Source organism: Acinetobacter sp. TUM15064, assembly GCF_008980265.1.
GTDB lineage: Bacteria > Pseudomonadota > Gammaproteobacteria > Pseudomonadales > Moraxellaceae > Acinetobacter.
Window position 1 is genome coordinate 18,308 of sequence record NZ_BKFU01000009.1, and the last position, 15,576, is coordinate 33,883.

General features: G+C 41.2%; 13 protein-coding genes. 10 read left to right on the plus strand and 3 right to left on the minus strand.

Annotated features, from left to right (window positions below):
• Positions 1-169: 169 nt before the first annotated feature.
• The gene (locus tag GBI16_RS04530; RefSeq protein WP_086209243.1) at positions 170-1,102 is read right to left on the minus strand and encodes an AraC family transcriptional regulator; all 933 of its coding nucleotides are present in this window, start codon (positions 1,100-1,102) and stop codon (positions 170-172) included.
• A 169-nt stretch (positions 1,103-1,271) separates the two neighbouring features.
• Between GBI16_RS04530 and GBI16_RS04535 the strand changes: the two genes are divergently transcribed.
• The 10 genes from GBI16_RS04535 to GBI16_RS04580 all read left to right on the plus strand — a co-directional run bounded on the left by GBI16_RS04535 (position 1,272) and on the right by GBI16_RS04580 (position 14,409).
• Positions 1,272-2,468, plus strand: coding sequence for an alkane 1-monooxygenase (locus GBI16_RS04535; RefSeq protein ID WP_086209242.1), 1,197 nt, complete (start codon positions 1,272-1,274; stop codon positions 2,466-2,468).
• Positions 2,469-2,635: 167 nt separating this feature from the next.
• Complete coding sequence (gene ybaK / locus GBI16_RS04540) at positions 2,636-3,103, plus strand: Cys-tRNA(Pro) deacylase (RefSeq protein ID WP_086209241.1); 468 nt, start codon at positions 2,636-2,638, stop codon at positions 3,101-3,103.
• Between the two features lie 371 nt (positions 3,104-3,474).
• Positions 3,475-5,259, plus strand: coding sequence for an IucA/IucC family siderophore biosynthesis protein (locus tag GBI16_RS04545; protein WP_086209240.1), 1,785 nt, complete (start codon positions 3,475-3,477; stop codon positions 5,257-5,259).
• Positions 5,252-6,703 (plus strand): lysine N(6)-hydroxylase/L-ornithine N(5)-oxygenase family protein, encoded by a 1,452-nt coding sequence (locus GBI16_RS04550; RefSeq protein WP_086209239.1) that lies wholly within the window; start codon positions 5,252-5,254, stop codon positions 6,701-6,703. Before GBI16_RS04545 ends, GBI16_RS04550 begins: the two co-directional genes overlap by 8 nt.
• Positions 6,700-8,535 carry an IucA/IucC family siderophore biosynthesis protein gene (locus tag GBI16_RS04555; RefSeq protein WP_086209238.1) on the plus strand — a complete coding sequence of 612 codons (1,836 nt, stop codon included), beginning with the start codon at positions 6,700-6,702 and terminating at the stop codon, positions 8,533-8,535. The genes GBI16_RS04550 and GBI16_RS04555 overlap by 4 nt, the downstream gene beginning before the upstream one ends.
• Positions 8,536-8,562: 27 nt before the next feature.
• A complete protein-coding gene (locus GBI16_RS04560; protein WP_086209237.1) occupies positions 8,563-9,207 on the plus strand; it encodes a GNAT family N-acetyltransferase in 645 nt (214 codons plus the stop codon).
• Positions 9,204-9,584 (plus strand): hypothetical protein, encoded by a 381-nt coding sequence (locus tag GBI16_RS04565; protein ID WP_086209236.1) that lies wholly within the window; start codon positions 9,204-9,206, stop codon positions 9,582-9,584. The genes GBI16_RS04560 and GBI16_RS04565 overlap by 4 nt, the downstream gene beginning before the upstream one ends.
• Positions 9,572-10,816, plus strand: a complete 1,245-nt coding sequence (locus GBI16_RS04570) for an MFS transporter (protein ID WP_308463946.1) — start codon at positions 9,572-9,574, stop codon at positions 10,814-10,816. The genes GBI16_RS04565 and GBI16_RS04570 overlap by 13 nt, the downstream gene beginning before the upstream one ends.
• Before the next feature lie 29 nt (positions 10,817-10,845).
• Positions 10,846-13,110 carry a TonB-dependent receptor gene (locus GBI16_RS04575; protein WP_086209235.1) on the plus strand — a complete coding sequence of 755 codons (2,265 nt, stop codon included), beginning with the start codon at positions 10,846-10,848 and terminating at the stop codon, positions 13,108-13,110.
• Between the two features lie 75 nt (positions 13,111-13,185).
• Entirely contained in the window at positions 13,186-14,409 is a 1,224-nt protein-coding gene (locus GBI16_RS04580) for an MFS transporter (RefSeq protein WP_086209234.1), read from the plus strand.
• A gap of 15 nt (positions 14,410-14,424) precedes the next feature.
• Here the strand turns inward: GBI16_RS04580 and GBI16_RS04585 are convergent, their stop codons facing one another.
• Positions 14,425-15,126 (minus strand): LrgB family protein, encoded by a 702-nt coding sequence (locus GBI16_RS04585; RefSeq protein WP_086209233.1) that lies wholly within the window; start codon positions 15,124-15,126, stop codon positions 14,425-14,427.
• 9 nt (positions 15,127-15,135) lie between these two features.
• The gene (locus tag GBI16_RS04590) at positions 15,136-15,552 is read right to left on the minus strand and encodes a CidA/LrgA family protein (protein WP_086209232.1); all 417 of its coding nucleotides are present in this window, start codon (positions 15,550-15,552) and stop codon (positions 15,136-15,138) included.
• Positions 15,553-15,576 lie beyond the last annotated feature (24 nt).

The window sequence follows — 15,576 nt, forward strand, 5'->3', positions numbered from 1 at the left end:
AAAGAACAAACAAGCAGTGGTTTGAAGCCATCTCTAGCAAGGATGCGGGATATTATAGTGTGATTTTCACAAGATGCTAATCTTTGTCTGCAAGTTCAAGGTATTTATCTGGGCACAGAAAGACATAAGTAGAGTGAAGATTGCTATTAAATCATTACGGACGAGCATTCTAAGTTGGGTTTGGATGATTTCTATATTGGCTTGGGCTCATTTGATACTGTCGTTTAAAGCTTTGGCTAAAAGCCGTTTCTGAGTTGTATCCGACCCGATGTGCAATTTGTTGAATTGTGCCTTGTCCATTGCGCAGGTATTGGGCGGCTAAACGCAGACGATGTTGTTGCAAATAAGCCAAAGGGCTGGTGCCTAAAATTTGGCTAAACAATGTGGCAAATTTAGATCGTGACATACAACACTGTTCTGCAAGGGACTCAACTGTCCAAGGCTGTGCAGGTTCCGCATGAATTTTAGCAAGGGCATTGGAGAGTTCAGGATGAGATAAAGCACTCAGCCAATTGTTCGAGTCTTGCAGCGCGTCAATATAATCACGTACACATTCAATTAATAAAATACTGACCAAATGATCCAAAATTTTGTCGCGACCCGGGCGTATGCGTTGGACTTCTAGAGCGAGAAACTGCAATCCAATTTGCAACCATTCAGGCACTGTGCTGAGGTCTTGGTGTTGCAGGTGAATAAATGCGGGTAAGGCTTGTACCAACGGACGCGCCATAATAGGGTCCATATGTGCATGTAAGGCCAAGATTACGGTTTTTTGTTGTGTCGCATCACTTCCAAAAGTGACTTCTTTGTGTTGGTTTTGAGCAAATAAGTCAGAAATATCGAATACTTCTAATAGTTGGTCTTTGCTTGACGACCGACATTCATGACTTGGCCCCGAAGGGAGTAAGATCAGATCACCTGCTTCCGCTCGTATGCTTTGTTTGTTTTCTAGGTAAATATTGAAATCACCTTGTAATACCGCATAGGCCATCATTGTGGATTGTTCGCTATAGCGAAAAGCCCACTCACCATACGGTTTAAGGTAGAGGTACTCAGATTGGTTGAGGTGTATATCTTCAAAAATTTTACTTAAAGCATCCATACGTTACGATTTCTATTCTTTATTTTTGGGTCTTGATATTTGATTTAGGGTCAATTTTAGTCATTTGAGGTCAAGGACGATTACGCTGTTTTCTTGGACGTTAGCAACTGTTTTTTATGTCCCATTTCTAGAAATATAAAGGCATAACAAGAAAATTGGAAGAATGGTAATGAATGCATCAGTGAAAATGACGAATTCTAGCGTAGTCGTTAAAAATGCAGCAGGGATGGATAAAAAGCGTTTTGGCTGGCTCTTGAGTCCTGGGCTTCCTGTGATTGGCATGGGCATTTTAGCAGGCTATCATTTTGGTCCAAAACCCACTAAGAAAATATTTGCCTTAGGTGGGCCACTATTATTACATGTCATCATTCCAGCGGTCGATGCTTTGGTTGGTGCAGATGAGAACAATCCTTCAGATGATGAAATTAAGGTCTTGGTGGATGACCCGTACTATGACCGTATTGTGAAATTGTTCATTCCGCTACAAATGGCAGCCAACCTGTTTGCAGGTTATGTGGTGACCCGCCAAAATGTATCAATGCTCGACCAAATATTATTGGGTGTCTCCATGGGGGCAATTAATGGAGTAGCAGTAAATACAGCACATGAGTTGTGCCATCGTCCTAAAAAATCAGATCATTATTGGTCACATATGACTTTAGTGCCGTTGGTCTACAATCATTTCCGTATAGAGCACCCCTATGGACACCATAAACGTGCTGCGACGCCAGAAGATCCTGCTTCATCGAAAATGGGGGAGACTTTTTATGAGTTTTGGCCGCGAACTGTTTTGGGTGGATTGAAGTCGGCGGTTGAAATTGAACATAAACGCCTAAAACGCAAAGGCCTGTCATTCTTTTCCAAAGAAAATGAACTGTTTCATGGATGGGCAATGAGTGCGGGCTTTCATGCAACCATGTTGAAATTGTTTGGTAAAAAAGTAGCGCCATATCTGGTGACACAGGCATTTTATGGGGTGAGCCTGTTTGAAATTATTAATTATATTGAACACTATGGTTTAAAGCGTAGCCAAAAAGAAGATGGCAGCTATGCGCGAACCATGCCTGAACACAGCTGGAATAATAACAACATTGTGACGAATTTATTCTTATATCAGTTACAACGCCATTCAGATCATCATGCCTATCCAACCCGCCCATTTCAGGCATTAAGACATTTTGATGAAGCCCCAGAGCTACCGAGTGGTTATGCCACCATGTTGATTCCAGCGTTAATTCCAAAGCTGTGGTTTAAAATGATGGATCAACGAGTGTTTGATCACTACCAAGGTGATTTGACCAAAGCCAATATCTTGCCTAAGCGCCGTGCTCAAATCTTTAAGAAATTCGGATTAAGTGCTGACTAAACTGCAATATTTCAGCGATAACAAGCTGAATACATAGTTGACATCGAACTTACAGTCATTGCTTTACTGAGTGCTTGTAAGTTCGATGCTCATGAAAGGCCTACCGCTAAACATTCCTTTTTAAAAGGCTTATACTGCGATGTATGTAATGAAAATATTGAACAGTAATGACACCAGCAACCAAACTTTTGAAAGCCAATAAAATCGAATTCTCTATTCATGAATATGAGCATGATGCCAATGCCAAAAGCTTCGGGCTCGAAGCTGCGGAAAAATTAAACTTACGTGTCGAAGAAGTGTTTAAAACACTGTTAGTGACCGATGAAAAAAACTATTTTGTTGCAATTCTTCCTGTACATCATCAGTTGAACTTGAAAAAAGTGGCGCAGGCTGTAGGTGCCAAAAAACTAAAAATGTCCGATCCTAAAGATGCAGAACGACTGACAGGTTATTTGGTCGGAGGGATTAGTCCTGTAGGGCAGAAAAAAAGGTTAAAAACTGTAATTGACCAAAGCGCAGAACAGTTGGAAAAACTATATGTCAGTGGCGGTAAACGTGGATTGGATATCGGTTTAAAGCCTCAGGATTTGGCCAAAGTACTTTCTGCTAGTTTTGCTGATTTGTTGGATGAATAAACAGCGAATCTTGCGTTTACTTTTAGTTTATTTTAGAGCCCATTCAGGTCATCTGAGTGGGCTTTTTTCAATCTAAAATAGAGAAAATTTATAGTTCAGATCAATTATAAATTCATAAACTATCATTTAAAGCTATGGTGTAATTTCGTATACTATATATTTAAAAAACTGATTAACAATTTAAAATAAATATAAAACAATACTTTATGTTGTTTTTTTGGTGTTTTTTTCAAAAGTAAACAAAATTGCAAAGATAAATGATAATAATTATCATTAACATGCTTTACAGCGTTGGCCAACGTGAACACCTTTAAGAAACATAATTACATGAAATGAGCTTGAAATAAGCTTTTATAAGAGGATATGGTCAGATGAAAGAGCAAGCCAATCGCTTGGCGATGCAACATCTAGTCAATGCATACTCACAAGAAACAGGCAATTCTAATTTGCTTGAGAAGTATCAACAAAACTCAACTCAACTCGCGTTTAGCCAAGGTTTGACGCTGTTATCTTTACCACTCAATTTAATCCAAGCGCAGCTTTTTGTTCCGTTAAGCTATGTCAGCCGTGTTGGGCGACATCGTATTGCTGCTTTGCCTCAAATTTTTCAAAAAGGTCAGAAGCTTAACTTTAGCTCAGTTGCAATGGTCAGTCTGCTACTAGAAGAGTTGGTTCAGCAAACCCAAGGTCAAGTAGACGCGGCCTCATTATTAGAGCGTTGGATCCAAAGCCGTGATGCTTTACAACAGTTTTTAAATATTCGAGCAGATGATTTTGATGAGCTTGTTCAGGCTGAGCAAAGTTTTATCGCATCTGAACAAGCTTTGATTTTAGGGCATAGCATGCATCCTGCGCCAAAAAGCAGAACAGGCTTTGTACATGAAGACTGGCAGAAATATTCACCTGAAGCCAGAGGACAAACTCAACTTCACTATTGGCTAGTGGCACCCGAATATATTGCTGAAGGAACAGCACTTGAGAACCCTTTTTCAGAGCAATTGAAGCAAGAAATTCAATGGCATCTCTCAGAAGCCGAAAGTGTCACGCTGTCTACCTATGCACATTATAAATTATTACCCTTACATCCGTGGCAAGCCCGCTATTTACAAAGTAAAGCGTGGTTTAAACATTTAAAAACGAAATTGAAAATTATCGATTTGGGTGAAAAAGCCTGGCTCTTCTCACCAACAACATCTGTTCGCACTCTAGCTAGTTTTAGTGCGCCGTGGATGCTGAAACCTTCGCTTTCAGTGATGATTACCAACTCTATACGTGTCAACTTAGCCAAAGAATGCCATCGCGGTGAAATGACGCATCGGCTTTGGCATAGTGAATTGGGCCGAGATATTTTAAAACAATGCCCAAGCCTAAAAGCGGTCAATGATCCTGCATGGATTGCTCTACAGCTGGATGGTGAAATTATTGATGAAACAATCTGTATCGTGCGTGATCAGCCATTTGATCTAAAACAGCAAGTGACATGTATTGCTTCATTATGTCAGGACCATCCTATAAAAGAACGCAATCGTTTTAACGCATTATTTGAGCAAATCGCAGTTCAACACAGGCGAGATGATAAAATACAAATTGCCCACGACTGGTTTAAGGCTTTCTTAAATATCAGTCTGAGCCCACTCATGTATGTTTATCATCGTTACGGAATGGCCTTTGAGTCGCATCAACAAAATGTCTTGGTTGAGTTAAAAGATGGTTGGCCAGAGTTGCTGTGGCTACGTGATAATCAAGGCTTTTATTATATCGAAGAGTTTGCAACTGAAATTTTACAACAGTTCCCAGAGCTGAATGACAAAGCTCATGCGGTTGGACCAAAGGCATTTGTCGATGAGCGTTTTAGTTATTATTTTTTTGGTAATACCTTATTCGGCATTATTAATGCCATTGGTGCAACAGGCTATGTAAGTGAACACGATTTACTTACAGTGCTTCAGCAACATCTATTGGAGCTTTTAAAACAATATCCAGAGAGTAGTTTAATTCAGAGTTTGTTGTATCAGCAGACTTTACCCTATAAGGGCAACTTGCTGACCCGATTATATGAACTAGATGAATTAATAGCAGCTGTTGAAAATCAGTCGGTCTATATTCAGTTAGCCAATCCGTTATGTATCAAACAAGAGGATGCTCTCTATGCTTGATTTTATTGCGATTGGCCTAGGGCCATTTAACTTAAGCCTTGCCAGTCTGTTGCATGAAAAGACGGAATTAAGCTATCTGTTCTTTGAGAAAAAAGCGCAGTTCGACTGGCATGCAGGTATGCAACTCCCCAATACAGTTTTGCAAGTTCCATTTATGGCAGACTTGGTGTCGATGGTCGATCCGACCAGCCCGTTGAGTTTTTTGAATTATTTAAAAACACAGCAGCGCTTATATAAATTCTACTTTCTTGAACAGCAACACATTCCACGTAGTGAATACAACCATTATTGCCAATGGGTGGCAGATCAACTCAGTCATATTCAATACCAATCAACAGTTAAGGCCATTTATGCTAAAAGTGAAGGTTATGAGGTCGTGGTTGAACAAGGTGGCCGTTTTATCCGTTACTTGTGCCGAAACCTAGTAATTGGTTCAGGTAACTTGCCTTATTTACCTGATTGTTTACATAAGTTACAGCAGCAAGTTCCTGAGAAATGTATTCATTCATCAGACTATTTGACACATCAAAAAGAAAAACTAAAAGGTAATGTCGTGGTCTTAGGTTCTGGCCAGTCTTCTGCTGAGGTTTTCTTGGATTTGTTCGATCAGCAGTATCAACATGATCGTACCAAAATAGCAGACTTCAAGTTGCACTGGCTGACGCGTTCCAATGGCTTTTTCCCGATGGAATATGCCCCTTTGGGGTTGGAACATTTTAGCCCGAACTATACCCAGCATTTTTACACGCTTTCGGAGTCACAAAAAGCTGCGCAGTTAAAAGATCAAGCGTTGTTGTACAAAGGTATTAGTGCCAAAACCATACGAGATATTTACCAAAGGCTCTATCACCGTAGTATTGCATCTACCCCGCAAAAAACACATTTGCATGCTCAAATTCAGTTGCTTGATGCTGAGTTGATGGAAAGTCAGCACATCAGATTAAGTCTTGAACATACGGTAACTCAACAGCGCTTCTATATGGATGTTGACTTTGTGGTTGCATCCACAGGTTATTACAGCCCTGAGTTTCCATTTTTGAAATATTTAAAACCTTTGATTGCAACCGATCAAATGGGGCGCTGGAAAGTCAGTCAAGATTATCGTTTACAGCATAGTGCAATGGGCGAAATTTTTGTGCAAAACCAAGAGATGCATAGTCATGGTGTTGGTACACCAGACTTAGGACTTGGTGCATTTCGAGCAGCGATGATTGCCAATCAATTGCTCGGTTATCAGCTCTATGAAATAGGAAGTAATGAGCAGACTTTCCAGCACTTTAAACCTGAGTTAAACCCCGAAGTGTATGTGCAGCATGGCATATCCACTCAGAGGGTATCAGTTTCAGTTCATTCTTTATCCAAGTCCAAAAATACTGAACAGCAAAAAATACAAACAGGTCTACATCCATCTATGACGGCCTATACATTCGAGAAAATAATATGAACTTTGCACAACTTCAAGTGAATCAGAAACAGTGGCGTTCAGCAGGACAGCGTTTAATCGAAATGGCGATTGCTGAATTTTTATATGAAGAAATTATTCAAGTGACTCATTTAAGAGACCACAGCTATCAACTTCTTTTGGATGATCAAAGCTATACCTTTAAAGCTCAGAACTATTTATTGGGACATTGGCAAATTGAGGAGGGTTCGGTACGCGAGTTGGGTGCGGTTGAGGATATTCCTGCATGGAACTTACATACTTTTATTCGCGCCTTTTCAAATCAAACTGAAGTTAAGCCTTTTACTAAGGCGTATTTGATCAAAGAAATGAACAATACATGGTTAGCTGAAGCGCATTTATTTGATGAAAGTCGTTTAAGCAGTGCAGCGGTATTGACCGCATCTCATCATGAAATTGAAGGCATGTTGCGTGGTCATCCGTGGTTGATTATGAGTAAAGGTCGGATGGGTTTTGGTTATGATGATTATTTAAGTGCTGCGCCAGAACTTTCTCCAACTGTAAAAGTACTGTGGCTAGCAGTCCATCGTGATCTAGCGGAATTTCGCTCTACCAAAGAGTGGCAAGCGGGGACACTCTATCAACATGAGTTAAGTGCAGAACAACTCACAAATTTTGAACAACAATTACATGACAGAGGCTGCTCTTGTCGTGACTATTTCCTCATTCCCGTACATGCATGGCAGTGGCACCAATGGTTAATGCCAACGTATGCTAATGAAATTGTAGATCAGCGTATTATCGAGTTGGGTATTGGAGACGATGACTACGTGCCGATGCAGTCGATTCGTACGCTTTGCAACATTAGTCAGCCTGAGCGGCATTATGTCAAATTACCAGTCAGTATTTTCAATACCGCAGTGTATCGAGGATTGCCATCTAAACGGAACATCGCAGCCCCAGCCGTCACAGCTTGGCTAAAGCAGATTCAATCTCAAGATCCAGACTTAAAACAGTCAGGTGTTGCATTCTTAGGTGAAGTCGCAACATTGACCATCCATCAGCCATGCTTTGATGAGATTGAAGGCGCGCCGTATCAGTTTAAAGAACTGTTTGGATGCTTATGGCGTGAAAGTATAGACCCAGTGATTGGAACTGGTGAACAGGCACTTTCGCAAGCAGCTTTGTTACATCGAGACATCAACGGACAGTCAATATTAGCTGTGTTGATTCAGGCCTCAGGTTTGAGCCCATTACAGTGGTTAAAACGCTTTGCTGAAGTATCTATTACTCCACTCTTAATTTGTTTGTACAAATATGGCTTGGCTTTTTCTCCACATGGGGAAAATACCATGCTGATTCACACCAATGGCGTACCGCAGAAAATGGTGCTGAAAGACTTTATTGATGATGTCAACTTGGTCGATGAAGACTTCCCAGAGTTGGCAGGTTTACCTATTGAGGGACAAATTTTACTGCGACATCCTGCGCAGGAACTCAGTCATTTTATTTTCACTGGGCTGTTTATGGTGCATTACCGCTATATCTGTAATGTATTCCTACAAGACTACCCTGAGCATAGTGAAGTTGAGTTTTGGCAGACTATTTCATCAGTGATTGAGACGTTTCATCAGTCGCATCCAGAGTTGGCAGAACGTATTGAAAAATTTGCCATGTTTAGAGCAGAGTTTGAAAAGATTTGTTTAAACCGTGTGCGCTTATTTACCACCAGTTATAACGATGAGGCAGAACGTCCTGTCCCTGTATTTTTAGATCCAATTGCTAATCCTGTCAGCCCTGAAACCTTAAAACGCTGGTCAGAACAGGTGGCGAAATCAACTGATGATACAACTACAAAGCGTATCGCATCGTAAAACACTAAAAAATTAGAAGGCTTCCCCATGAAAACACTGTCACAGCAACTTCCCGATTTTTATGAATACTATGAGAATGAGACGCAATTTTACCTACGTCAAGTGCAGTATCCAGAGGATTTAGCATTGTTACATAAATGGATGCATGAGCCCCACGTTATACCGCAGTGGCAGCTGAATAAGTCTGAAATCGACCTTGCTGTTTATTTTGAAAAAATGCTGGCTGATGATCACCATCGGTTGTTGATCGTAGGGGTAGATGGTCAGGATGTGGGTTATACCGAAATCTATGAAGGCAAGCGTGACCGCCTTGGGCGTTATTACGATGGCGATGCTTTAGACCTTGGTTGGCACTTACTGTTTGGTGAAAAGTCAGCTTTCGGCAAGGGCTACTTGCGCCCAGTAATGCGCTTGTTGGGTTTTTACATTTTTGAGAATGCGCCATCCGAAAAAATTGTTGGTGAGCCTGACCATACTGTTAAACCTTATGCAGCAGTAGTGGAAGAAATGTGCTATGAGGCACAGCGCCTAATTCCGATGCCTGAAAAAACAGCCATGTTGTATTACTGCTTTAAACATAAATTCTATGAAAAATTTGGAGGGTATTTAACTCATTCAACTGCATTTATGCAAAACCACAACCCACTCAATAGGACTGAGGAATTTACATGAGCTATAGCTCAGAACATATACACATCATGAATATGCGATTTTCGGAGGATGTTACAGTCGCCGAATTTGAACAATGGCTCAGCCAAATTGAACGTTTTTTCTTAAAGAAACAAAACTTTGCTTTGGTCATGCAAACCGACGTTGGCACGGAATTTCCGGAAGAATACCGTCAATTGCAAGCGGCTTGGTACAAAACATACAAACAGCTTTTTTTTCAATATTGCTTGGGTTTAGTCCGAATTGCACAAGACCCGGCAGATCAACAACGACTGAATACACCCGCACTGCATGCTGCGTGGCGGGTGCCTTATTACGTCACGCTTGATCATTCTGATGCACTGCAATGGGCAGTGCAGAGGTGGATATGCAAAACCTAAATTCACAAAGAGCAACACGCCAAATCTCTGCTTTGAGCCTAGCCGTTGTTATTGTTTTATATCTGGCGCATGCCTTGCCTTTGTATTTTTACAATGTGGCATTACCCGCTATTTTGCGACATCAGGGGGTGGATTTACGTTGGATTGGAATGTTGTCACTGCTTTATATTCCATGGGCTTTTAAATTTTTATGGGCACCACTGATTGACCGACTCTATATCAAGAAGTTAGGGAAACGAAAAACATGGTTGCTTTTTACTCAAATAGCATTGGTTCTTGGCGTTCTGGCCTTGGCTTTTACCCAGTTCTCTTACGGATTGATCGTATTTGTTGTGATTGGTTTATGGATCTCAAGCTTTGCTGCGACTCAAGATATTGCTATTGATGGCTATACCGTTGAAGCTTTTTCAGAGTCTGAATACCGTCTAGGCAGTATGGCACAAAGTATTGGGGTCGCTTTGGGGAGTATGTTAGGTGGTGCGGCAACATTATGGTTGTACCAATATTACGGCTGGGAAAGCGCATTGGTGTGTTTAGCACTTATGACAGCATTGACCATGTTTGCTGTTTTTTACATTCAAGAGAATGCAAGTGAACAGACGAATATCGCTAAACAAGCTCCAAGCTTAATCCGTGCTTTTAAACGGCCAGAGATTTTATCGGCCTTAGCACTGATTTTGTGCTATCGCGTGGTTGAAGCACCTGCAATGGCGATGCTCAATCCGATGCTCATTGACCAAAAATGGACGCTTGCTCAAATTGGGGTGCTGATGTCTGTGATTGGTGCAGGCGTGGGTTTGCTCGCTGCCGTTACGGCAGCATTTCTTCTGAAAAAGTTGCAAGCTACTCAGTTGCTTATTTGGGCGGGGTGGTGTCGAACGGTGTTGTATGGAGTGATTGGCGCAGCCATTGTTTTGGGCTGGTTAAACCAGTGGCATTTACTCTTGGGGGGATTTGTGATTGTCATGCTTGCGATTCGTTATGTAGCAATGACTTCACTCTATGCCTATTTCATGCAGAGCAGTTCTAAAGAACAGGCAGGCACGGACTTCACCATTTTGGTGTGTTTTGAGCTACTGGTTTATTTCATTGGGGGAGCTACATCGGGATTTTTAGCCAAATCACTCGGATATGGCAATTTTTATATGGTATTGGCGGTTGCGTCTGTGGTCAGTGTACTACTGAGCCAATACATCATTTCACGTCATCAAAAAACTCAACAAAACTTTTGAATCAAGAAATTTAATAAAAGGAAAAAGATATGAGCCGTTTTATGTTACCTATGCAGTTGACTTGTTTAACACTTGCTGTATGTACACAATTGTATGCACAAGATGATGTCACTACAACATTAGATAGCCAAACAAGCCGTGTTGAAGCTAAACAAAAAGAGGCTACACAACTGGCACCGATTGTGGTGACAGCAACTCGTTCTGCAAAGAGCATTGCGGATATTGCGGGGACAGTTTATAGCATTGATCAAGCTGAAATTGAAAAACAGGCCAATGCAGGAAAGAGTATTGCAGATATCTTGGGAATGTTAGTTCCATCTCTGACACCGAGTAGTGGAACGACCTCAAACTATGGTATGACCATGCGTGGTCGTGTAGTGCAATACATGATTGATGGTGTACCGCAAACAGGTTATCGCGATGGTTCACGTCAGTTAAATAGCATTCAACCGTCTATGATTGAGCGTATTGAAGTGGTTTCAGGGGCAACCAGTATTTATGGCTCGGGCGCAACAGGCGGGATTATTAATATTATTACCAAACGTGGTGGCCAAGACCCGATTAGCTTTGAAACTAAAGTTGGGATGACTGCGGGAAATAACTTTAAATCAGATGCTATGGCCTATGAAGCATCACAAAATATTTTGTTTAACCAAGGTGCGCTACAAGGGGCTTTCGGTGCCAGTTATACCACTCGTGGTGAAATTCAGGACAGCCATGGTAACCGTATTGGGCCTGAAGTTGCGCAAACAGACCGTCAAGATACGGATACATTAGATATCAATGGTCGTTTGACTTGGAATATTTCAGATAGTCAAAGTTTGAGTTTTGGTGCTCAATATTTTAATGACGAACAAGATAGTGAATATGGTCCTGACTATGGTCCGAGTTTAGCCTATTTAAGACGTGACCCAACCTATACTGCCAGTCTTGCTGCGGTCAAAGGCATGCAGTTAGAGACCCAACCGCAAACCGAACGCTACGCATTTAATACGCAATATGAAAATCAAAATGTATTGGGGCATACCTTAAATGCTGAAGCGTACTATCGGAATGAGCAAGCACGCTGGTTCCCTTCTGCTCAGGCTATGGGAGGCGGTTTATATCTTGTTTATCAGTCGGAAACAGATATTGATGTTTATGGTGCGCGAGTTGCCTTGCAGAAACAATTTGACTTAAATGGTCGGAAGTTGGGGCTCAGCTATGGTATTGACTATGAAAATGAACAAGATGAACAAAATATTCAAATGTACGATAGTGCTGCATTTGTGGCTAGTAACGGTCTAAATTATAAGCCTTTTAATTATTATGCTTTTGGGCCAGATGTCGAAACAGAAAAGTTGGGTACCTTCATTCAAACAGACTTTGATGTGACAGATCGCTTAGGCTTAAAAGCAGGGGTACGTTATGAACGTGTAGAAAGCCAAGTGGATGAATCAACGCCTTATTTAGAGGCAATTACCGCTGACTTGCAACCAGGCTACCAAGCCAAGACTTTAAATGGCGGTAAAGTAAAGCATGACGCGACATTGTTTAATGTGGGTGCAGTTTATCACTTAAGCGATGCTCAACAAATTTTTGCAAACTTTTCCCAAGGCTCAAATTTACCTGATATTCAACGTATGCTTCGTGATGTGCCTGCAAGTTTTACAGTCAACAGCCAAACCATTGACCCAATTAAAGTGAATAACTACGAGTTGGGTTGGCGTGTGCAAGCTACAAATGGTCTAAATGCGGGCGTGACCACTTTTTATAATGACTCAGATAAAAGTTTAAAGTTTGGCCGTCCAAACTATACCATTGAAGTCTTAGATACAGATGAGCGCGTTTATGGTGTAGAAGGAAATGCGTCATATCGACTACAGCCAAATTGGACAGTGGGTGGAACCATGGCGTATACCCGTGGACAGTTCAAAAATACTGCTGGGAAATGGCAAGAACTAGATGCAATCAGAGTTGCGCCACTGAAAGGCACAGCATTTTCTGAGTGGCAGTTTAACAATGACATGAGTCTACGTGTTCAAGCCTTAGCTATTGGTGGTACGGATAAAGCAAAAAAAGACGCTGAAAAGTACGGTTCGACTGTTCCTGCTGAAATCAAAGGCTTTGCAACGATGGATGTGATTGCCAATGCAAAAGCAGGTCCTGGTACGATCGGCTTTGGAGTGTATAACGTGTGGAATACAGACTACAAATCGGTCTATAGTCAATCGGTTGAGTCGGTTTATGGGGCTATTTCAAGCTTAGCTGCTCAAGGTCGAACCTATGGTCTGAGCTATACATTGAAATACTAACTGTATGTCTAGAGGTAGCGTTCAGCTACCTCTTTACTTTGTAATCTCGCCTTAAAATATGGTTCAAATAATAAAATGAATAGCAATAACAATATTTTTATTGCAGGTAGTCTTGCCAATGGCGCCTGTTTCTCAATGATTTTACCTTTGCTTGCGCCCTTTATTCGGCAACTAGGGCTGACTGAGCTGCAAGGTGGTGCATTGGTGTCGGCTGGGGCATTAGTCATGGCAGTTTCTGCTATTTATATCGCGAAGCAAACCCAAAAATTCAGCATTTATCAACTATTAAGTATTGGTTTCACTGGTATGGCGCTGACATGGGGCTTATTTGCAGGTGTTCTTAGTTACGGGCTGAGTTATTCCATGTCGTTTATTGTTTTGTTTAGCTTACTCATATTGACCCGTGCCAGTACGGGCTTTTTTATGGCAATGCCACAAATTGCGCTGCAAAGTTATGTCATGACGGCTTTTCAAAGTGAGCAGGATCGTAGTCAGAACATGGCAAAGTTTGGCGCACTAAACAGTATAGGGGTTGTCATTGGGCCTTTGGTGACGACCATGTTATTGACATGGAGCATGTTGACACCACTTTGGGGTGCCGTGGCTATTTTAACGGGTATGGCGGTTTGGATTGTACTTAGTTTTCAAGCAAAGCAAGCGCCACAGGTACAGGAACAAGCGGATACTGCGGCGAAATTAGACACTCTGCCGACAGAAAAATTGCAATGGTCAAAATTAGGGATTTGGTTATTGTTAGGTTTTAGTTTATATGTTGCGATTGTTACCTTAAATTTAACTGCTGGTTTTTATATTCAAGATCGCTTCCATTTCGATACCTATCAAAGTGCAATTTATTTTTCTCAGTGTTCATTGATTGTGGGGATCGCACTGGTTTTAATGCAATTGGCGATTTCAAAACGACTCAATTGGTCAATTAAACAATTATTATGGTTCGGTCTAGCGACAATGGTCTTGGGGTTAATACTTTCAGTCAGCGCTAGCCAGATTTGGGTTTTTCAAGCCGCTTATCTTTTTTATGGTATTGCTGTAGCTTGTTTAATGCCCGCTTTTACCACAGGGGCAGCCCAAACAGCGTCAACCACGCTACAAACTAAAATAGCCAGTTTATGTACGGCAACACAGGCTTTAAGTTTTGTTTTCGCGCCGTTGCTGAGTACTGGACTCTATCAGGTGAACCAACATTTGCCCTATTATTTTTTATTGGCACTAATGATGGGCTTAATGCTGTATTTTGCTTTTAAAGGCATTAAAGAGCAGAATTTTAGCCGTATTAGCTAAAGCTATTATTGTGCCTTAGCTGAGTAGATAAACTACTGTTTTAATTAAACTTGGACCAAAAAGAACCATAAAGATACCTGCTAAAACCATACTGAGGCAGGCTGCTACGCCTTCTTCTTTATGGCGTTTGAACGCAGTGCTGGTACCAAAACCATGTGCTGCATTGCCCAAAGATGCTCCTTGAGCGAATTTGGAATCTAGTTTTAGGACTAACAATACAGAATTGGCCAAAAGTCCGCCGACTATACCAGTGATCACAGTGAATAAAATCACCAGATCTACAGAACCACCAACGGCCTTACTGAGCTCCATGGCAAAAGGGGTAGAGATAGAACGACTCATCAAACTGTAACTGGTTACAGCATCAAAATGAAACAAACGTGCCAAGTAAAAAGAGCTAAGTACTCCAACCATCATGCCGATGATAATACCTAATGCTATAGAGAAAGCATGTTGTTGAATGACTTTGCGATACTCAAAGATTGGAATGGCGAAAGCAACTGTCGTAGGGCCTAACATCCATACGAGCCACTTACTGTAATACATATAGTTGTCATACTGAATATGGAACATCATCATACATAGGATGATGAGACAAGGGATTAGAATGGTTGGTGAGAATAACAGATAGGGATATTTCTGATAAAAATTTTTACCCCAAATATATGCCAGTATGGTCCCGATAAAACAGATTAAGGCTACAAAATGAATATGCATGGTGGTTCCTTAAACTTGTGTATTGAGCTGATGGGGTCGTTTGGTCTTTTTTTGAAACTTTTCTTCAAGCTTAAAGCCTAAGGAGACACAGTAGGCCGTGCAGGTCATTACGCAAATGGTACCAACAACAATAGATAAAACCAGTTGCCAGCCTTGAGTAAGAAAGAGATGTTTATATTTAATTAACCCGATGACACAGGGGATAAAAAATAATAATAGCTCAGTGAGGAGTAGATCAGAGCCTGACTTAATCCATTCTAGTTTGAATAATCCTGTTAACAGTGCAATAAGCAAAAGTGTTAAGCCGACGACTCCACCAGATACAGGCAAGGACAGCGTAGCTTGTACAAACGTACCGATATACCAAATGGCCATTAGCAGGCCGACTTGAAGAATTGAACGATAAACCAGTTTGAACGGACGCATCTGATGTCCACCATGTTTGGATTG